At 67.0% G+C, this 20,058-nt stretch carries 16 protein-coding genes and 1 tRNA gene; 10 read left to right on the forward strand and 7 right to left on the reverse strand.

Annotated features, from left to right (window positions below; genetic code table 11):
* Positions 1–20: 20 nt before the first annotated feature.
* Positions 21–96: transfer RNA gene (locus V6B97_RS13310), tRNA-Ala, on the reverse strand.
* 270 nt (positions 97–366) lie between these two features.
* Here V6B97_RS13310 and lgt point away from each other — a divergent pair.
* Positions 367–1,164: a prolipoprotein diacylglyceryl transferase gene (gene lgt, locus V6B97_RS13315; RefSeq protein ID WP_333506988.1), complete on the forward strand. Its 798-nt coding sequence runs from the start codon at positions 367–369 to the stop codon at positions 1,162–1,164.
* Between the two features lie 292 nt (positions 1,165–1,456).
* Positions 1,457–1,675, forward strand: coding sequence for a translation initiation factor IF-1 (gene infA, locus V6B97_RS13320; RefSeq protein ID WP_007525542.1), 219 nt, complete (start codon positions 1,457–1,459; stop codon positions 1,673–1,675).
* 194 nt (positions 1,676–1,869) lie between these two features.
* On the opposite strand, the gene V6B97_RS13325 is transcribed toward infA, so the two are convergent.
* Positions 1,870–3,918 (reverse strand): sensor histidine kinase, encoded by a 2,049-nt coding sequence (locus V6B97_RS13325; RefSeq protein WP_333506989.1) that lies wholly within the window; start codon positions 3,916–3,918, stop codon positions 1,870–1,872.
* 163 nt (positions 3,919–4,081) lie between these two features.
* Positions 4,082–5,308 (reverse strand): MerR family transcriptional regulator, encoded by a 1,227-nt coding sequence (locus tag V6B97_RS13330; RefSeq protein WP_333506990.1) that lies wholly within the window; start codon positions 5,306–5,308, stop codon positions 4,082–4,084.
* Between the two features lie 415 nt (positions 5,309–5,723).
* Here V6B97_RS13330 and V6B97_RS13335 point away from each other — a divergent pair, with 415 nt between their 5' ends.
* From V6B97_RS13335 to V6B97_RS13345, 3 genes are read left to right on the forward strand one after another with little or no spacing between them, the layout of a single operon-like run.
* The gene (locus V6B97_RS13335; protein ID WP_333506991.1) at positions 5,724–6,797 is read left to right on the forward strand and encodes a TRAP transporter substrate-binding protein; all 1,074 of its coding nucleotides are present in this window, start codon (positions 5,724–5,726) and stop codon (positions 6,795–6,797) included.
* A 9-nt stretch (positions 6,798–6,806) separates the two neighbouring features.
* Positions 6,807–7,520 (forward strand): TRAP transporter small permease, encoded by a 714-nt coding sequence (locus V6B97_RS13340; RefSeq protein ID WP_333506992.1) that lies wholly within the window; start codon positions 6,807–6,809, stop codon positions 7,518–7,520.
* A gap of 1 nt (position 7,521) precedes the next feature.
* A complete protein-coding gene (locus V6B97_RS13345) occupies positions 7,522–8,805 on the forward strand; it encodes a TRAP transporter large permease (protein WP_333506993.1) in 1,284 nt (427 codons plus the stop codon).
* Between the two features lie 27 nt (positions 8,806–8,832).
* Here the strand turns inward: V6B97_RS13345 and V6B97_RS13350 are convergent, their stop codons facing one another.
* Positions 8,833–9,834 carry a LysR substrate-binding domain-containing protein gene (locus V6B97_RS13350; RefSeq protein WP_333506994.1) on the reverse strand — a complete coding sequence of 334 codons (1,002 nt, stop codon included), beginning with the start codon at positions 9,832–9,834 and terminating at the stop codon, positions 8,833–8,835.
* 191 nt (positions 9,835–10,025) lie between these two features.
* Here V6B97_RS13350 and V6B97_RS13355 point away from each other — a divergent pair, with 191 nt between their 5' ends.
* The 3 genes from V6B97_RS13355 (at position 10,026) to V6B97_RS13365 (ending at position 14,071) form a co-directional block, all read left to right on the forward strand.
* Positions 10,026–10,157, forward strand: coding sequence for a hypothetical protein (locus V6B97_RS13355; RefSeq protein WP_333506995.1), 132 nt, complete (start codon positions 10,026–10,028; stop codon positions 10,155–10,157).
* 415 nt (positions 10,158–10,572) lie between these two features.
* Positions 10,573–11,544 carry an AAA family ATPase gene (locus tag V6B97_RS13360; RefSeq protein WP_333506996.1) on the forward strand — a complete coding sequence of 324 codons (972 nt, stop codon included), beginning with the start codon at positions 10,573–10,575 and terminating at the stop codon, positions 11,542–11,544.
* Positions 11,545–11,554: 10 nt separating this feature from the next.
* Entirely contained in the window at positions 11,555–14,071 is a 2,517-nt protein-coding gene (locus V6B97_RS13365) for a S8 family peptidase (protein WP_333506997.1), read from the forward strand.
* A gap of 85 nt (positions 14,072–14,156) precedes the next feature.
* On the opposite strand, the gene V6B97_RS13370 is transcribed toward V6B97_RS13365, so the two are convergent.
* A complete protein-coding gene (locus V6B97_RS13370) occupies positions 14,157–16,349 on the reverse strand; it encodes a peptidase U32 family protein (protein WP_333507011.1) in 2,193 nt (730 codons plus the stop codon).
* Positions 16,350–17,243: 894 nt separating this feature from the next.
* Between V6B97_RS13370 and V6B97_RS13375 the strand changes: the two genes are divergently transcribed.
* A complete protein-coding gene (locus tag V6B97_RS13375) occupies positions 17,244–18,113 on the forward strand; it encodes a dihydroorotate dehydrogenase electron transfer subunit (protein WP_333506998.1) in 870 nt (289 codons plus the stop codon).
* 21 nt (positions 18,114–18,134) lie between these two features.
* Entirely contained in the window at positions 18,135–19,061 is a 927-nt protein-coding gene (locus V6B97_RS13380) for a dihydroorotate dehydrogenase (protein ID WP_333506999.1), read from the forward strand.
* 102 nt (positions 19,062–19,163) lie between these two features.
* Here V6B97_RS13380 and V6B97_RS13385 read toward each other — a convergent pair whose 3' ends face one another.
* On the reverse strand, positions 19,164–19,703 hold the full coding sequence (locus V6B97_RS13385) for a GNAT family N-acetyltransferase (RefSeq protein WP_333507000.1): 540 nt from the start codon (positions 19,701–19,703) through the stop codon (positions 19,164–19,166).
* Complete coding sequence (locus tag V6B97_RS13390) at positions 19,700–19,972, reverse strand: type II toxin-antitoxin system TacA family antitoxin (RefSeq protein WP_333507001.1); 273 nt, start codon at positions 19,970–19,972, stop codon at positions 19,700–19,702. Before V6B97_RS13390 ends, V6B97_RS13385 begins: the two co-directional genes overlap by 4 nt.
* Positions 19,973–20,058 lie beyond the last annotated feature (86 nt).

The raw sequence follows: 20,058 nt of genomic DNA on the forward strand, positions 1-20,058 counted from the left end.
GGATAACCCCTGCGAAATTCTGGTGGAGCTGAGGAGAATTGAACTCCTGACCTCTTGAATGCCATTCAAGCGCTCTCCCAACTGAGCTACAGCCCCAAGCGGAAGTAGGTTCTTGCCCGAAACCCCCCAGGTTGTCAACAGCCTTGTGTGAAATCGGCGCGGAAGGGCCGGGTTCGTGCGCTTTCCGGCCGGGCGTCCGGTGTTCTCCGGCGCCGCTGCCCGCCGGTTTGCCCGGTCCCGGCCATGTGCCGCACGCGCCCCGGCATTGACGGATGCGGGCGCTGGTCGTACCACAGCCTCGGGTGTTTCGCCCTTGCGCGCGCCGCGCCAGCCTCTTCCGCAACCACAAGCAGTTCCGGAGCCCCGATGCTCGCATTCCCCCGCATGGATCCCGTGGCCATCTCCATCGGCCCGTTGCAGTTCCGCTGGTACGGGCTGATGTACCTGTTCGGCTTCGTCTCCGGGTGGTGGCTGGGCCGCCGCCGCGCCGCCCGGCCCGGCAGCGGCTGGCAGCCGCAGGACGTGGACGACATGGTCACCTGGGCCATCTTCGGCGTGGTGCTGGGGGGACGGCTGGGCTACATCCTGTTCTACGACCTGGCCTATTACGTCAGCCAGCCCGCCGCCATCTTCCAGATCTGGCACGGGGGCATGTCCTTCCACGGCGGCCTGCTGGGCGTGCTGTTCGCGGTGTGGATGTACGCCCGGCGCACCGGGCGCGAATTCATGTCCGTGGTGGACTTCGTGGCGCCGCTGATTCCGCCGGGGCTGTTCTTCGGCCGCATCGGCAACTTCATCAACGGTGAGTTGTGGGGCGCGCCCACCACGCTGCCGTGGGCCATGGAGTTCCCCGACGGCGGCCCCTTTCCCCGGCATCCCTCGCAATTGTACGAAGCCGCGCTGGAAGGCGTGGCGCTGTTCGCGGCGGTGTGGTGGTTCTCCGGCCGCAAACGGCCGGTGGGCGCGGTGTCCGGCCTGTTCGGCGTGCTGTACGCGGTGTTCCGCTTTGCCGTGGAATTCGTGCGCGAGCCCGACCCGCAACTGGGCTACCTGGCCTTCGGCTGGCTGACCATGGGCCAGGTGCTGTGCCTGCCGCTGTTCGGCGTGGGGCTGTGGCTGCTGCTGCGCAACCGTGGCGCGGCGGAGGGCTCCGCAGCCCGGTAGGAGGGCGCTGGTCCGCCGCCCGTCAGCCGCCGCCATCCGTCTTCGTCCGCCCTCGTCTGCCCTCGTCTGCCCTCGTCTGCCCTCGTCTGCATGACGCGCCGTTTCTCCGCCGGGAATGGCGGGAGCGGCCCCCCCTCGGCCACGTGATCGTTCCGTCCGGCTCCGCTGCGGGGAAGGGGCCGCGAACCCTTGTGCGGCGCGGTTTTGTTGACAAAACCGGCGTTATGTGAAATGGCGGTGCAGTTGATTTGCCCCGCTCGCACGGGGTTCGCGAGAACGAGACGGAGGAACCATGGCAAAGGAAGATGCCATCGAGGTTGACGGCGTGGTGCAGGAAGCCCTGCCCAACGCGATGTTCCGCGTGGAGCTCGAGAACGGCCACGAAGTGCTGGCCCACATCTCCGGCAAGATGCGCAAGTTCTACATCCGCATCCTGCCCGGCGACCGCGTGAAGGTGGAACTTTCGCCGTACGACCTGACGCGCGGCCGCATCACCTACCGCATGAAGTAGCCTCCGTCCCCCGCCGCCACCCCGTTCCGCATGCCGGACGGATGGTGCGGCTTCCCCGGTCTTGCCTGCCTTGCCCGTCGTTTCCGCGCCCCGCGCGGCAGTGGCGGGCTCGTTGCGTCTGGAGGCGTGGCCGCCCGGCAGCGGGTGGGGGGTGACGGGCCGTTCCGCCATCTGGCGGCGCGGCGGGCTGTCCGTCACGCCGTGCGCGGTGGCCCGGACGGTCCGTCCGTGTCCCGCTCCGTGTCCCGCCCGTCGGACTCTTCCGGTGCATCGGGATCATCGGGCGTGTTGGCGGGCGCGGCGGCGGTATCCGGCGTAGCGGTACCCGAGGACGGCCCGCCTTCCGGCGCGGCGTCCATGGCAGCCATGGACGCGTCTTCGGCCACGCCGTCGTCGTACGGGGCATGGCCGTCCGGTTCCTCGCCCTCGGCGTCCTCGGCGTCCTCGGCATCGTCGGGGCGGGGCGCGAACAGCATGACGAAGAACGCGGCCCCGGTGCGGGTGGCGGCATCCAGCGGGCTTTCCACCCAGATGTCGCCGCCGTGGCTCATGACGATGCGGCGGCAGATGGCGAGGCCCAGGCCCGCGCTGCCGTTCTTGGCGCCGTCGCCGTCGCGGTCCAGCCGGTAGAACCGCTCGAAGATGCGTTCGCGGCTCTTTTCCGGAATGCCCGGCCCCTGGTCGCTCACGCACAGGGTCACCCGGCCGTCGGCGGCGGTGGCGGAAACCCCCACCCGCGTGCGCGGCGGGCTGTACTTGATGGCGTTGTCCAGCAGGTTGCGGAACACCTCCACCAGCCCGTCGCGGTCGGCCAGCACCGGCAGCGGGGTGGCTCCCACGCCGTTTTCCAGCACGATCTCCTTGCGCGCGGCCACCGGCTCCAGTTCGCGCAGGGTCTGGCGCAACACCTCGGCGGCGTCCACGCCGGTCAGGGCCACCTTGTCGCCCTTGTGCTCCGAGCGGGCCAGCACCAGCAGGCTGTTGACCATCTTGGTCATGTGGTTGGCGTTCTTGAGGATGGTGCGCAGGAAGGCGGACATCTGGCCGGGCGAGGCGGGCGGCCCTTCCAGCAGCGTTTCGGCGTAGCCCTTGATGCTGGTGAGCGGGGTCTTGAGCTCGTGCGAGACGTTGGCCACGAAGTCGCGGCGGATGTGCTCCAGCTTTTCGCGCTCGCTGATGTCGTGGAACACCAGCACCATGCGCTGGCCCGAGGCGTCGCGGAAGGGCACCAGCGAAATCTCGAAGGCGCGCCCCTCGCCCAGGTCGGTCTGCATGCTGGCGCCGCGCGGGTCGGGCGACACCAGCATTTCGTCCACCAGGCGTTGCAGTTCGGGCTTCATGGTGGCCTCCAGCGGGGTGGCCCCCAGCTTGTTGCCGATGCCCGTGAACATGGCGGTGAGCGCGCGGTTCATGGAATCGATGCGCCCGGTGGCGTCCAGCACCATGACCCCTTCGTGCATGCCGTTGAACACGGCCTCCAGCCGCCCCTTCTGCTCGTTGAGCTGGTGCAGGTGCTGCTCGATGTTGTGGGCCATGCCGTTGATGGCGTGGGCCAGCGGCCGCAGCTCGCGGCCGGGTATGTCGCGGATGCGCCGGCCGAACTCGCCCTGCCCGATGGCCTGCGCGGCCATGGCCATGGTCTCCATGCCGCGCAACAGCGGCCGGGTGACCAGCAGGCCCAGCGCGCCGCTGGCCAGCAGCGAGAACAGGAAGGCCCACACCAGCCCCTTTTCCATGCGGTCCAGCCGGTCGTGCACCACGGACAGCGGCAGGGCCAGGCGCAGGGTGCCGGGGTCCAGCCCGGCGATGCCGTCCACCTTGCGGGCGGCGTAGATCAGGTCCTTGCCCAGGGTGGCGCTGAAGCGCACGTCGGTGCCCAGCGTGCCGGACCGGGCCTCCACCACCTCCGGCCGGTTGGCGTGGTCCTCCAGCGTGGACAGGCGCTCGTAGGGCACGTCGGAGTCGGCCGTGACGTGGCCGTCCACGATGTAGGTGATGCGGGTGCCCGTGCGGCGCGAGAGCTCCGTGACCCAGCCGTTGAGATGCCGGTACGAGGGGAAGGGGGGGTGCTCGCGCAGCAGCCAGTAGGTGGTGTCCACGTCCTCGGCGGCGCGGGCCTTGGCCTCCAGCAGCACGTCGCGGCGCAGGGTCTTGTCGAAATAGAGATAGGGCGGCAGCAGCGCCACGATCAGCAGCAGCCAGGTGCCCACGACGAGCCGTTTGCGCAGGGAGTACTGTTTCATCATCCTTGTCTCGCGCCGGTTCGTGTCGCGTCCGTCACGTGGATGTTACAATTCGTCGAACGTGTGTCGGCCCGCGCGGGGGCGGGTGTTCGGCCGCGTGCGCGATATCCCGCCGCGCCGCCCGTGCGCCTTGCCCGCATGGATGTTGCAACGGCGGCAGCCCCTAGCCCTGCACCGCGCGCAGGAACCCGTAAATCTCCGTGGGGTGGCTTTCCACGCCGTTGGCCACGTAACGGCGCACCACGGTCACCTGGTTGCCGCGCGGGGTGACCGATTCGTCCACCAGCAGGACCACGTCGTATGGTTCGGCGGCCTGGGGCTGTTCCAGGGTCAGCCACCATCCGCCGTCTTCGGCCGGTTCGCTGCGCAGGGCGTAGTGGTCCGGAGGCTGGAAGGCGAAGGCCAGCATGGCTTTCAGGTCGTTGATGCAGAAGCGGCCGCGCGCCCGCCCGGCCACGCCCAGGAATTCGCCCTGGGGCGACTGCACCACCAGCGGCAGGGCCAGCAGGTGGCGCGGGGGGTCCTGCGGGGCGGGAAAGGCGGCCTCGGGCATGTCGGGCGCGCCCGGAGCGCCGGACGCGCCGGACGCCGGGGCGGCCATGCCGCCGGGGAAGGGCACCACCCGGCCGCCGGAGGTGGCGGTGTGGGGGAGCTTGGCGGAAGTGGCCGCGTCGTCCCCGTCGATCTCGCCTGCGGAAGCGGCGGGCGCGGATACGGCGGGGGCCTCGGGCTGGGTGGGGGTGGGCGCAGTGGGGGCCGTGGAGTGGGGAGCGCCCACGGGCGCGGGTGCGGCCTGCCCGGCGTCGCCCGCCACGGCACCCAGCAGGGCTTCGAACCGGGCGGCCAGGGCCTGTGCCTCGTCCAGCCAGGCGGGGCGGCCGACTGCGCCGGTCTGGCCGATCTGGCCGGTTTGGGCACCGTCGGCGGGGGCCAGTCCGCCCACCAGTGTTTCGATGTGCTGCACCCGCTTCAGGATGGCGTTCTGCTGCTGGGTAAGCCCCACCATGCTCTTGGCCAGGTTGCTCACGGCCAGGGTGAAGTCCTGCGGCAGTTCCACGCGCGCGGGCTGCGGCGGCGCGGGGGGGGCGGCGTCTTCCGCGCCGTCCCTGGCGTCCCGGGCATCCCTGGCGTCCCTTGACGGGGCCTGCGGCGATATCCACGCGAATTCGGCGGCCAGGCGGGCGCGCACCTCTTCCACCGACATGCCCATCTCGAACAGGTCGCGGATGCGCAGGGACACCGCCGCCGCCTCGGCCGTGAAACGGATGGGCTTGCCCTGGCTGGCCACCGGGATGCAGTCCGGGAACTTGCGGCGGTAGCTCTTGACCGTGGTTTCGGAGACGCCCAGCATGCGGGCGAGGTCGCGGTGGGTGAGGTTGCCTTCGGTCATGGGAAATCCTTTGGTGTGTCTCGGATGGTGCGATGGCGTGCCGGGCGGCGGCAGTTGCGGGTGCGCGTTGCGGCGTTGTGTGGTAGGCTGAATCCGTTCGGAAAATCCTGCCCGACGGCCAGGCGGCCAGCGGAGCGCAACGGGGGTTGAACCCCGCCGCCCAAGCGGCTATGGTGCGCGCCCGCCGCCGGTCCGGGAGATGCCGCGTCCACGGCGCTGCCCGGCGGATGCCCAGGTTCTGTCGAAACCCCGATATCGCATGCTTATCATGCGGCTACCGGTATTTCAACCTGTGATGGCAAGGGGTTCGCGTTCCGTCATCGTGCGCTTTCCGCAGGGTTTCTGATGGTGTCCGGTCCTGTCCTGCCTTGTCCCGGCCATCATGTTTCCTTTCCGCCATCCGGTGAGGACCGCCATGCACCGCCTTTTCCGCTCCATCCGTCCGTTGCCGTCCGCCCTGGCCTGCTTCCGCCGGGGGCGCGTCCTGCGCCATGTCCTTGCGGTGGCCCTGGCCGTGGCCTGCCTGACGGCCATCCTGCCCGGAACGTCCCGCACCGCCCGCTCTGCCGGGGCCGCCATCGAACTGACCCTGGCCGTGGTGACCACGCCCGGCTCGGCCCAGCACGTCTGCGCCGAACGGTTCCGCCAGTTGCTGGAAGAGCGCTCGCACGGGGCGTACCGGGTGGTGGTGCACCATTCCGGCACCCTGGGCACCGAGACCGAAATCCTGCAACAGCTGCAACTGGGCGGCGTGCAACTGGCCATCATCACCCTGGGCGTGCTCGACCCGTTCGTGCCCGAGGTGAAGGTGCTGGACTATCCCTTCCTGTTCCGCGACGCGGCCGAGGCCGACCGCGTGCTGGACGGGCCGGTGGGAAGGGCGCTGCTCGATGCGCTGGAGCGGGTGGGCCTGAAAGGGCTGCACTTTTCCGAGAACGGCTTCCGCCACCTGACCAACAACGTGCGCCCGGTGCGCATCGTGGACGACGTGCGCGGCCTGAAGATCCGCGTGCTGGAATCGACCCTGCACCGCGAACTGTGGCGCGCCCTGGGCGCCAACCCCACGCCCATGGGCTGGCCCGTCTATGCGGAATTGCAGCAGGGCACCATCGACGGGCAGGAGAACCCCCTGTGGGTCATGGCGGAATACCGCATGCCCGAGGTGCAGCGGCATCTTTCGCTGACCGGGCACGTCTATTCCGCCCACGCGGACCTGGCCAACCTGGCCTGGTTCAACGGGCTGCCCCAGGCGGACCGCGCGCTGGTCATGCAGAGCATGGCCGACGCCGCCGCGTACCAGCGGGCGTACAACCGCGAGAAGGACGCCGACTACCTGCGCCGCCTGCGCGAGGCGGGCATGCAGGTGGTGGACGCGCCGGACCTGGCCTCGTTCCGCGCCCGCGCCGACGCGCTGCGCCAAAGCCCCCTGTTTGCCGAACCGCGCACCCGCGACATGCTGGCCCGCGTGCTGGCGGCGGTGGGGCGCTAGGGGCCGGGCATGACGGCCGAACCAATGTCCGCACCGCCCACGCCCGAGTCCGTGACCACGCCCGTGACCTCGGGCAACGGGCCTGGGGGCAACGGGACAGGGGGGAACGAAACCGGGGGCAACGGCGCGGGCGGGCGGGGTCCCGGCCCTGCCGTGGCGCAGGCGCTGCTGGCCGTGGCCGCGCGTTGCGACGCCGTGGCCCGCGTCTGGCTGGCCGGAACCACCCTGGCCATGGCCGGGCTGCTCGCCGTGCAGGTGGTCTTTCGCTACGCGTTCAACCATTCGCTGTTCTGGTCCGAGGAATTGGGCCGCGCCCTGCTGGTGCAACTGACCTTCGTCGGCGCGTCGGTGGCTTGGCGCGGCCGGGCGCACATCGGCATGGACGCGCTGGTGGCGCGTTTTTCCCCGGAGTGGGCATGGCGGGCGCGGCTGCTGGTGCTGTGCGTGTGCGTGGCCTTTTTCGCGGCCGTGGCCTGGCACGGCGCGCGATTCACCCTGTTCCTGCTGCCGCAGCAGACGGCGGCCCTTGGCGTGTCGCGGGCCGTGGTCTTCGTGGCCGTGCCCGTGGGCGGCGGGCTGCTGACCCTGCACGGAGTGGCGGACCTGCTGGCCCACCTGTGGCCCGGAGCGGACGCGGGCGACGGAGATGGCCGGGACACCGGTTCCTCCACCGCGCCGGCTCCATCGCCGCCGCCGGATGCCCCCGCGCGGGAGGGCTGCTGACATGGTGGGCCTGATCCTGTTCGGCGGCATGGTGCTGCTGTTCGCGCTCAATGCGCCGGTGGCCGTGGCCCTGGGCGGTGCCGCCTTTGCCGCCGTGCTGGCCAAGGGGCTGTCCATGCCCGCCGGGCTGGAGCCCATGCTGGCCGTGCAGCGGCTGTACGCCGGGGCGGATTCCTTTCCGCTGCTGGCCGTGCCGCTGTTCATGCTGGCCGGGGAACTGATGTCCGCCGGGGGCATCTCGCGGCGCATCGTGACCCTGGCCGATGCCCTGGTGGGCCACCTGCCGGGCGGACTGGCGGCGGTTTCCGTGGTGTCGGCCATGTTCTTCGCCGGGGTGTCCGGTTCCGCCGCCGCCGACACGGCGGCCGTGGGGTCCATCCTCATCCCGGCCATGATCCGGCGCGGCTACCCGGCCCCGCTGGCGGGCGCGGTGCAGGCCGCCGGGGGGTGCATCGGGGTGATCATTCCGCCCAGCATCCCCATGATCGTGTTCGGCGCGCTGACCGGGGCCTCCATCGGGCGGCTGTTCGCGGGCGGGGTACTGCCGGGGCTGCTCATGGGCGCGTCGCTGGTGGCCCTGTGCGTGGTGGAGGCGCGTCGCTCGGGCCGGGTGCCGGAGCGGCGCTTCGACGCGCGGGCTCTGTGGCCCGCCATCCGCTCCGGCGCGTGGGCGCTGGGCGCGCCCGCCATCATCTTGGGATCCATCATCGGCGGGGTGGCCACCGCCACCGAATCGGCGGCCATGGCCGTGGCCTACGCCCTGCCCGTGGGCCTGTACGCCCACCGCGAGCTGCGCTGGCGCGACCTGCCGCGCCTGGCCCGGTGCGCGGGGGTGACCTCGTCGGTGGTCATGCTGATCATCGCCGCCGCCTCGCTGTTCGGGTGGGTGATGGCGCTGGAACGGCTGCCCCAGTCCATCGCGTCGTGGATGCTCTCCCTGTCCGGCGACCGGGTGGCGCTGTTGCTGCTGGTGAACCTGCTGCTGCTGGTGGTGGGCACCTTTCTGGAAACCACCGCCGCCATCCTGCTTTTCGTGCCGGTGCTGGTGCCCCTGCTGCCCGCGCTGGGCATCGACCTGGTGCACCTGGGGGTCATCGTGGTGGTGAACCTGGCCATCGGCATGCTCACCCCGCCGCTGGGGGTGTGCCTGGTGGTGTCATGCTCCATCGCGCGCATTCCGCTGTCGGCCATCAGCCGGGCCATCGTGCCCATGCTGGTGGTGCTGATCATCGACCTGCTGCTGGTGACCTTTTGCCCGCCGCTGGTGCTCTGGCTGGGCGGGTAATCCGCCCCGCGAGGGCCGCGCGCGGCCCTAGTCCGCCGGGTCTTCGTTTTCCGTGTCCTCTATGGATATTTCTTCACGGCGCGACGGAGCATCGCCGTCGGGCATGTCTCCGCTCCCATCCCCGCTGAAGCCCCCCACCACGTCCAGAAAGCCGCGCAGCAGGGAGTCGTCGCGCCCGGCGCGCCACACCAGGTCCAACCGGATGTCCGGGAGGCCTGGCGTACCTCCCGGAACATGGGCGGTGTGCTCCACGTCGCGGTACACCACCCCTTCGCGCGGCTCGCTGCGGGCGGAGGCGGGCACGATGGCCGCGCCCACCCCCGCGGCCACCAGGGCGCGCTGGGTGTTCAGTCCCACCGCCTCCTGCGCCACCTCGGGCGAGAAGCTCGCCGCGCGGCATGCGGCAATGACGGCGTCGTACGCCGCCGGGAACACCCGGCGCGGATAGAGGATCAGCGGCACCCCGGCCAGCGCGGACAGGGGCACCGTCGTGCGCGCCGCCAGCGGATGACGCGCGGGCAGGGCCACCACCTGCGGCTCGTGCAGGAACGGCGCATGGTCGAAGCCGTCCGGCAGCCCGTCCAGGTTACGCAGCAGGCCCACGTCCAGTTCGCCGGACTCGATGCGCCGCAGTTGCAGCAGGGTGCCCATTTCGCGCAGTTCCAGCCGCACGCCGGGGCAGCGCGCCCGGTAGGCGGCCACCGCCCGTGGAAAGCGCGTGGCCGCCGCGCTGACCACGAAGCCCAGCCGCAGCCGCCCCCGCTCGCCCCGCGCCGTGCCGCGCGCCCGTTCCACCGCCGCGTCCAGCCCGGCCAGCAGGTCGCGCACGTCGTCGCGCAGGGCCTCGCCCGCCGGGGTGGTCCGTACCGTCCGGCTGGTGCGGTCGAACAGGCGCACCCCCAGTTCCTCTTCCAGCGCCTGGATCTGCTGGCTGAGCGGCGGCTGCGAGACGTGCATGCGCCGGGCGGCCCGCCCGAAGTGCAGTTCTTCCGTCACGGCCAGGAAGTAGCGCAGCTGGCGCAGTTCCATGATTGATATCCTTTGCATATTGATTGGCGAGAAAATTCGAATTGGACATATCATTGGGCACGCCGTAGCGTCCAGACCATGGACGCGGCCTTCTGGCCGGTTGGTGCCATACGGACAGGTGGAGCACGACAGGCGGTTCGGGATGTTCCCGGCCGCCCGCTCCATCCACCCGCGCGCCATGGGAGCACGCCATGTTCGCCTTCGCCATCATCCAGCCCCGCCCCGGCAGGCGCCCGCCCGTGCTGGTGCGCCTGGCCCTGGCCGTGTTGATGGGCCTGGTGCTGGGCGTGGCCATGGGGCTCGGCCCCACGCTGGCCCCCTGACGCTCTCTCCGTTCGACCGCCACGCGCCCACGGGTCCGCCTGAAGTCCGGACGCGCGAAACAGGACGCCCCCTACCTGCCGGAGGGGGCGTCTTTTGTCACTGCTGGGGGCCTTCGCCGGTCAACGCAGACTGGCTGCCAAGTGCGGACACAGCCCCAGCCAGCATGCGCCCGTGCTTGGTTACGAACGAGGACAGAGCGGGAGGTGCGACCAGAGGCCTGCTCGTACCCCGCTCGCCGACAAAGAATAATTGCAAACAGATTGACTATACCGACCCGCATGTCATAGCGATAGGGCAGGCGGCTCTTGCCCATTTAGGGTGGTAATGTCAAGAGAGGAAAAAATCGACGTTCCATCCCGCTTTCGTTACGGCTAGACATGTGATGGTCGATGGAATCATAATTGGGAGATAGCCATGGCCACCGCTTCGCAAATCACCGCGCTCATACGTTCTTACAAGGACAATGACAAAGAACGCTTCATAAACACTGCATTGCAACTTGCATCCCACGAAAAGAAGCTTGGACACACTGCAGTGGCCGCAGAACTGCAAATGCTTATTGATGGAATCAAAAAGCAGCCCGCCACATCAACTACCAATGTCGTCCACTTCAAGCACAGCGCCGAACTCTCGGAACTGGCCCTTGCGTCCAAGCCCGACGAACGCCTTGCGCAACTCGTTCTACCCGACCAGACTAAAAGCTGCATAAAAAGAGTTCTGCTCGAAAATCGACAGCAAGCAAAACTTAGAGGCCATGGACTGTCGCCTCGTCGCAAGATTCTACTTGCAGGCCCCCCTGGTACGGGGAAAACCATGACCGCAAGAGTCCTTGCTGGCGAGCTCCACATGCCCCTGTATACGGTCATGATGGACCGCCTCGTAACAAAATACATGGGTGAAACGAGCGCGAAGCTCCGCCAAATTTTCGAGTGCATCGCTGACCATCGTGGCGTCTACCTGTTCGACGAGTTCGATGCCATTGGAGCAGATCGCGGACGAGATAACGATGTCGGTGAGATGCGCAGAGTCCTGAACAGCTTCTTACAGCTTCTGGAGCAAGACGATTCGCTTAGCCTCATTGTTGCAGCGACCAACACATCACGCATACTGGACACCGCACTCTTCCGCCGCTTTGACGACGTGTTACATTTCGAAAAGCCTGACGAGAGCAGCATTATTTCTCTCCTGAGAAATAGGCTCGGTCGCTACTGGAAAAGCGAATTCGACAACAGAACCATATTAGATAAAGCTATAGGGTTAAGCCATGCAGAAATAGTCCAATCGTGCGACGACGCGATAAAAGATACCATTATCAACGACAAGGCGGAACTGGACACAAGCACGCTCATTTCTTCAATCAACTACAGATTAAACGCCTACAAATAATGAGAGCAACATGCCGCAACATCCTTTGATTTTTTTCCAAGGAAGAAACAGAATCCTCCCCTATACAGGACGCGGAGTCCCAATAACCCCACGACAAGCAAACATAGACGACCGCCCTGCCCACATACAGCGAATAATCAACAGTTTTGATGTCGCATGGGCGGAACAAGCGCTCCAGCTAGCACAGCGGAGCGCGCTTTCTTTACCTGCTCGCGACGGAATATACCTTGAGGTCTCCAGCGAGCCTGGCTGCGAACTTGCGTACGGCAGCCTAGAGTCTCTTAAAAGCAATACTCGCCTACTCAACATCAGGACTGCCACGGGGCCTACTGGAGAGCCCATTACATACGCAACAATATTTATTCCCCTCGCATCGCGCGCAACGATAGCTACAAAGCTACGCAACTACGCAGAAACAATTGACAGAGAATCACCAAAAAACAAAAAACTCGTCGAGAGTATCAACGGAATACGGACAGCTATTGTCGAGTCTTTCTGGACAGACGATGAAAATCATATGCCCGGAGATGAAAAGAAGTGGTGCGAAATATGGCTCCAAGGCGGTGACCCTGGAGTGAGCGATGCGCAACTTCGCAACGCAACGACAATTCTTAATATCGAATGCATGCCTGGTATGCTCAATTTCCCCGAGCGAACCGTCACATTATGTAAAGTCAACAAGTCAGACCTTCAGGACTTACTTCTCTCATGCCCACATATTGCAGAATTCAGATTTTCAAGAGAGTCTGCACAGTTCTTTACAGAATTGGAAAACTTTGACCAACAAGAGTGGGCGGAATCACTTCTTGAAAACACAACCTTTACCAACTCTGATATCTTTGTCTGCATCCTCGATACCGGCATCAACGCAAAACACCCACTCCTAGCCCCTGTCCTTCCCGATGAAAATCTTCATACTGCTTTAGCAGACTGGGGAACAGACGACCACAACGGTCATGGGTCACAAATGGCGGGCATAGCAGCATACGGAAATCTCGCAGATGCCCTAGCCTCTGCAGCCCCCGTGGAGGTCAACCATCAGCTTGAATCATGCAAGATACTCCCACGCACCGGAGGAAATCCCTATCAACTCTACGGGTTCATTACAAAGCTCGGCGTAACTGCTGTTGAAAGCGCATCACCAGAACGCACAAGGACGTTCTGCATGCCAGTAACGGCACCCGGCCCGTTCAAGGGGGGATCACCAACGTCATGGTCTGGCGCCATTGACCAATTGGCATCCGGCTTCTTTGATCAACAAAAACGCCTATTCGTCATATCGGCTGGCAACGTCGATCCAAGCATCTTGCATGACTACCCATCTGCAAGCCTCAGCACGCCGATCCCGGAGCCAGCTCAAGCGTGGAATGCAGTAACGGTGGGTGCATATACCGAAATGGTAAACATCACCGACCCTGACTTGAGAGGCTACATTCCCCTTGCCGCCCAAGGAAACCTTTCCCCCTTCTCTGCGACGTCTAGTCCCTGGGGCAGAAAATGGCCATACAAGCCTGACATTGTAATGGAGGGCGGAAACTTGGCCGTCGTCGAAAATGGCGACCGACGCACAACCTGCACGGAATCAGACTGTTTGTCTCTTTTAACGACAACACACACTCCGCAAGAAAACCAGTTCACAAACTTCAATCAAACGAGCGCTGCAACTGCGCTTGCCTCTGAGTTCGCAGCAAAATTGCAATGCACATACCCAGGCGCATGGCCTGAAACCATCAGAGCTCTGATGATTCATTCTGCAGAGTGGACATCAGCCATGCTCGATAATTTTGCTCCCAACAGAAGCAAAACAGAAATAACTACACTCCGACGCATCTGCGGCTACGGGGTGCCATCTCTCTCTCGTGCCGCATGGTGTATGGACAACTCTTTAGTTCTCGTTGCAGAGAGAGAGTTGCAACCGTTTCGCATGGTCGACGGTACCCCCAAGACACACGAAATGCACATCTTCACGCTCCCCTGGCCAACAGAAATCCTCGTGACCCTCGGCGAAACCCCTGTAACCCTGCGCATCACCTTGTCATATTTCATCGAACCTAGCCCTGGCGAAATAGGATGGAAGGATCGCTATCGCTACCCATCGCATGGGCTTCGCTTTGACTTGAACCTACCCAACGAGACCACAGCGATGTTCGCCCAAAGAATTTCGGCGGCAGCTACTGCGGAAGAGAATGCCGATGACGACACAGGTGACGATCAGGCAGATGCACGTCCCGACCATGGGAGCGCACGATGGACGATGGGAAAGAACAGCAGAGCCACGGGCTCAATCCACTCGGACATAATACAGGGCATAGCCACAGAAATGGCAGCCTGCAACATGCTGGCCGTATACCCTCAAATCGGCTGGTGGCGTGAACGCCATCAACTTGGCCGTATCAACAATATCGCTCGCTACAGCCTAATTGTATCCCTCAGAACGCCTGACGAAAACATCGACATATACACACCCGTCGCAACCGAACTAGGCATCATCCCGCAGGTCGAGGTACCGATCCTGATCGAGGTTTAACCCCTCAACACCGGCCCCCACCTAGCTATCGAACCAGGGCTGTCCAATGTGAACAGCCCTGGTTTTGTTAATAAAAACAGATGCGCTACAGCAGCGGAATGTCCCAGTTGAACGGGCTGGTCCGCCGGGGCTCGGGCACGGTCTGCGGCGGGTGCTCGTCGATGCGCACGAACAGGGTGTATCCGGCGGCCTCCAGTTGCGGGCGGCGGTCCTCGATGTCCAGCGGCCAGCCGGGGTAGATCCAGGTGTTCTGGCCGTAGCGGCGGGCCCAGAACACCTCGTTCTTGGGGCTGGAGAAGGGTTCGCCCGGCTTCAGACCTTCCAGGTGATGGCGGGTGACGCCCATGGGCCAGTAGCCGGACAGCACCACGCCCAGCGGCAGGCAGCTCTGGCGCGGCAGGGCCAGGATGTCCTCTCCGGGCAGTTCGGGGCTGACGATGGCGGCGGCGAAGCCCAACCGGCGCAGCACGGCCAGCGCGGCCGGGTTGGAGGTGTTGCAGAAGGGACCGGCGGTCAGCACCAGGTCGCGCCGGGCCTTGTCGTCTCCCGGTTCGCCGAACAGGGCCACCTGCCACGGCGCGTTGAGCACGAAGTGGCGCGCCCCGTCGCGGGCGGCCTGGCGGGCCATGCGCACCCACTGGGCCTCCTCGTCAGGCCAGATCACCGGCGGCAGCCACCACGAGATGCGCGGGTACAGCGTGCGCGACACCTCGCGCAGGGCTTTCGGCGACAGCCACAGGCCCATCACCGTGCCGGGGCGCACCCCGGCCTTGCCCTCGCGGCCGTGCGGCAGCGAGCCGCGCAGGATGACGTCCAGCGGCCGGGCGGGTTTGCCGGGGGCGGGGTATGCCGGGGTGAAGTCCACCGCGCCGCCCTCGCGGCCCCCATTGCGCATGGCTCCCCGATGGCGTTCCAGTCTGGCCTGCCAGGCGCGCACCTCGCGCGTCAGTTCCGGCTCGCGGCGGTCGATGAGGAACACCGGCGTGCCCGATTTCGGGGTCTTGTGGCGCGGCAGGCGCAGGGTGAAGGTGCCCGCCTTGGGCACGTGGCGCGCCACCGGCAGGGTGGAATGCCACGACTCGTCCTCGTAGCCGATACGCAGCAGGTCCTGCGGCAGCAGGTTGAAGCGGGGCTTGAAGAAGATGTCGCCCTCGGGGTTCTGGCCGATCTTGCCCGCCAGCAGGCCGGAACTGGTCTGCTCGCCGGGGGCGGTGGGGTCGTCGCCGCGCTGGGGCAGGAACCGGGAGTGGGTGCCGGGGCGGCCAAGGGCCATTTCCAGAATGTCCTCGGCCTGCTTGCGGGCCTTGGGGTCGTCCGGGTTGTCGCGCAGCAGCCGGTAGGCCGACACCGCGTAGTACACGTAGTGCGGCCCCTTCTTGCGGCCCTCGATCTTCCACGAGGCCATGTGCGGCACCGACAGCAGCGTCTTGGCCAGCACGTCCAGGGAAAGATCGAGGCACGAGAAGAAGCGCCCCTCGCGGCCCTTCTGGCGGTACACCCGGCGGCATGGCTGCACGCAGCGGCCGCGCAGGCCGCTCTTGCCGCCCATGTAGCTGGACCAGTAGCAGCGGCCGGACACGCAGTAGCACAGCGCCCCGTGCACGAAGAATTCAAGGTCCAGGCCGTCGGGGCAGGCGGCCCCGCAGGCGCGGATTTCGTCGATGTTCAGCTCGCGCGGCAGGATTACCCGGCTGGCCCCCAGGTCGCGCGCCACGGCGAGCGCGGCGGGGTGGGTGACGTTGGCCAGGGTGGACAGGTGCAGTTCGCCCGCGAACCCGGCCTGCCGGGCGATGTCCAGCATGCCGAGATCCTGCACGATGAGCGCGTCGGGCCGCACGTCGCGGGCCAGGCGGGCCACAAGGCGTCCTGCGGCGTCCGGGTCGCCGGGCTTGAGCATGGAGTTCATGGCCACGTAGATGCGGCGGCCTTCGGCGTGGGCCAGGTCGGTGAGCGCGGCCAGTTCGCCGGTGGAGAAGTTTTCCGCCTGCATGCGGGCCGAGAAGTGCTTCAGGCCCAGGTACACCGCGTCGGCCCCGGCGGCGAAGGCGGCCAGCGCGGCCTGCATGTCGCCCGCCGGGGCGAGGATTTCGGGCGTGCGCAGGCCGTCGCCCGTCTGGGCGGGCGTGGAGGGGGCGTCGCTGGAAAGGGCCGATGCGCCGGATGCGCCGGATGTGGTGGACGCGGCGGACGCCACGGCCACCGGGGGCAGCAGTTCCGCCAGTTCCGCCTCGGTCAGGCGGGCGCGGCGGTGTTCGCGTTCCGGGGCGCGGTTGTCCACGAAGTCGTCGGCCTTGTTTGCCGGGCGCGCCGGACCGGAAGGACGGGCCGGGCGGCGGTCGGAACGGTCGTCCTGCCGACTGTCGCGGCGGTCCTTGGAACGAGGGTTCGTTGACCAGTCGTTGTCGTGGTCCCGCTTGCCGGGGCGTCTATCGGATTGCTTGCCCGGTTGTCCGCCCTGTTGTCCGTCGGACCGCTTGCCGCCGCGCGGGCCGGTGCCCTTGGGCGCGTCCTGCCCATCTTCACGACGCGGGCGACGGGGGCGGTCTTCGCGTTCGGCCTGCGTGCCGCCGTCTTTACGGGGGGGGCGGGGGGCGCGGGACTGCCGGTCGTCACGCTCGCGCGAGCGGGAGGCGTCGCCCGTTTCGGGCTTGCCGGGCTTTTTCGGACCGGCCGGGCGCTTGCCCGTGGCGGCGGCGCCCTTTGGGCCGGATGCGGGGCGTGAAGGCTTGCTGGACATGGATATGTTTCTCCGCGGGGGATGAACTATGCGTGGGGGCTGCCCGCCGGGCGGCAATGCCGTGGTCTGGCCGCGAAATGGGCGGACCGGCTGGCTGGGGGTGCGTGGCGGCGGGGACGGATGGCGTCGCGGTGGCCGCACGGGGAGCAGTGCATCTAACCATAGAACGCCCGCATGGCAACCGCAATGACCCGCGCGGTTTTCCGGGGATGCGCGCGGCGGCGGAGCGTGACCGCCCACCCGTCATGCCGCCGTCACGCCGCCATCTGGGGACGCCCGCCCCCGGCCGCCCTGCCCCGGAGCGCTTGACCCGGCCCGCGCCGCCGACTACACCCGTATGCACGGGGGGCACGCGCGGTTCCCGTCTCGGGGTGCGTTCGCGCCCCGGCGGCCACACGACGCGGCCACATTTTTTTCGAGGACACCATCACCGCCATGAACACACCCGCCTGCACCGACCTCAAGGTGCTCGACCTCGTTCCCTTCGGACAGACCGGCGGCGAGGCCCGCTTCTTCGCCCTGCGCCTGGAACGCCCCCAGTGGGCCGACTGGAAGCCCGGCCAGTTCGTCATGCTGCGCCCCGCCGGATGGGCGCTGGACATGCTCTGGGCGCGGCCCTTCTCCATCTGCCGCATCAGCGCCCGCGACCTGGTCATCTTCTTCCAGGTGGTGGGGCGCGGCACCGCGCGCCTTGCCCAACTGCGTACCGGCGACGTGGTGCACGTGTGGGGGCCGCTGGGCAACGCCTTCGCCATGGAGCCGGACACCCCCACCCTGATGCTGGCCGGGGGCATCGGCATCGCGCCGTTCATCGGCTATGCCCACACCCACTCCAAGCCGTGGAACCTGTGGATGGACTTCGGCCACCGCATGCCGCTGGGGTGCTACCCCTTCGAGAGCATCAACGAAAAGATCATGGCCGACAGCCACCACGAGGAAGGCCCCGAGGACCTTTCGCGGTTCATCGAGACCATGGGCCGCCGGATGCGCGAGTTCCGCGACCAGAACGGGCTGGTGCTGGCCTGCGGGCCCACTCCCTTCCTGCGCACGGTGCGCTCGTTCGCGCTGGAATACGGCGTGCGCACCCAGCTTTCGCTGGAAACGCGCATGGCCTGCGGCGTGGGCGCGTGCCTGGGCTGCGTGTGCCGCACCACCGAACGGTGGCCCGACCCGGCCAGGGCGGGCGGCAACGTGCAGACCTGCACCCAGGGCCCCGTGTTCTGGGCGGAACAGATCACCTTCGACGACGAAACCGCCGCCCCGCCCACGGCCGCCGATGCGCCGGTGCAGGCTTGTGAACGCTAGGGCCAGGGCCAGGACACAATCATGATCGACATGCACGTTACCCTTCCCGGCGGGCTGCACCCGCTGACCCTGAACAACCCGGTCATGACCGCATCGGGCACCTTCGGGTACGGGGTGGAATTCACCCCCTACGGTGACCTGGCCAAGCTGGGCGGCATCGTGGTCAAGGGCCTGTCCCTGTCCCCGCGCCGGGGCAACCCCATGCCCCGCGTGGCCGAAACGCCCTGCGGCATGCTGAACGCCGTGGGGTTGCAGAACGACGGCGCGGACTACTTCGTGCGCAACACCCTGCCGAAGCTGCCGTGGCGCGAGGTGCCCGTCGTGGCCAACCTGTACGCCTGCGACCCCGGCGAATTCGGCGAACTGGCCGGGGTGCTGGCCGCCGAAGAGGGCGTGGCCGCGCTGGAAGTGAACATCTCGTGCCCCAACGTGAAGGAGGGCGGGGTGATCTTCGGCCAGGATCCGCGCCAGGCCGCCAAGGTGACCGAGGCGGTGAAGCTGCGCGCGGGCAGCAAGCCGGTGATCGTCAAGCTGTCGCCCAACGTCACCGACATCGCCCACATGGCCCGCGCCGTGGAAGACGCCGGGGCCGACGTGCTGTCGTGCATCAACACCCTGACCGGCATGGGCGTGGACATCAACACCCGCAAGCCCCTGCTGGCCAACGTGGTGGGCGGCCTGTCCGGCCCGGCCATCAAGCCCGTGGCCCTGCGCTGCGTGTGGCAGGTGGCCAAGGCCGTGTCCATCCCGGTCATCGGCATCGGCGGCATCACCAGCGCGGAGGACGTGCTGGAATTCCTGCTGGTGGGCGCGCACGCCGTGCAGGTGGGCACCGCCAACTTCATCCGCCCCGACTTCGCCTTCCGCCTCGTGGACGAACTGGCCGCCCTGTGCGAGCGCATGGGCATCGAGCAGTGGGATGATTTCCGAGGCACGCTGAAAGTGTAGCGCTGCGCGCTGCATGGTCCTGAAGCAAAAAGCACGGCAAATCGTTGCCGTGCTTTTTGTTTGGTGGGCATTGCTGTGTGACGGGGAGAAGTCCGTCCGGCATCACCCGCCGTGTCGCGGGCTCAGGTATTGTCGCACCTCTTCCATCCGCAGCATCAGCGTCAGCGGGCTTACGGGAGAAGGCTGAAACCCGCAGCCCGCGTAAAAGGCGGCCGCACGTTCGTGCAGCGCATGCACCAGAATGGCCCGGATGCCCGCGATGTCCGCAGCCTGGGCGGTTCGCAGCAGCGCATCGCGCACCAGCGCCCTGCCGATGCCCCGTCCCTGCATGCCGCGGTCAACGGCAAGGCGGGCCAGGATCATCGCCGGTACGGGGTCGGGCATGTTCCGCCTGATGCCGCCGGGGGCGATTTCGTGGGCCACGCTGCCCACCGCCAGCGAATAGAAGCCGACGACCCGCCTGGTCCGCTCGATCCGCCCTGTCCGCTCGACCAGGCTCGTCACGTAGGTGCGGGTGGCCTTGCCTTCGTTCCTGGCCGCTCTTGTGCGTAGCCAATCATCCAGTGCGGGCTCGCCGCTGCAGAATTCCGTCAGGTCATGCCGTGGGGCCAGCGGTTCCGGGGCGGTAATGCGTCCGCTCATTCGCCGTCATCCCACGGCGCGGGCGTGGCAAGCAGGCGCTTCAGGGCCGGATTGTCACGGACCGGCGCATCCAGTGCGGCCTGAAAGGCGTCCCATTGCGCCGTGGAAAGCTGGAAGTGCGTTTTTTCCAAAAGCAGCGCTTCGGCGGAGCGCACGGCATGCTCCAGGATGAAGGCCGTGCGGTTCTTGCCCGCCAGCGCGGCCGCCAGATCGATGATGGCCTTCTGCTCCGGGGGAACGCGCAGGTTGATGATGTCGGTGCTTGCCATGGCGGCCTCCTTTGCAGAAAGGCTAAAGCGGGGCGACCTATTTGTCAATACAATGTATCTACGCGAAGAGGCGGGGTTGCGGCGTG

Origin of the sequence: Nitratidesulfovibrio sp. 1201_IL3209, assembly GCF_036763125.1 — a bacterium.
Lineage (GTDB): Bacteria > Desulfobacterota > Desulfovibrionia > Desulfovibrionales > Desulfovibrionaceae > Cupidesulfovibrio.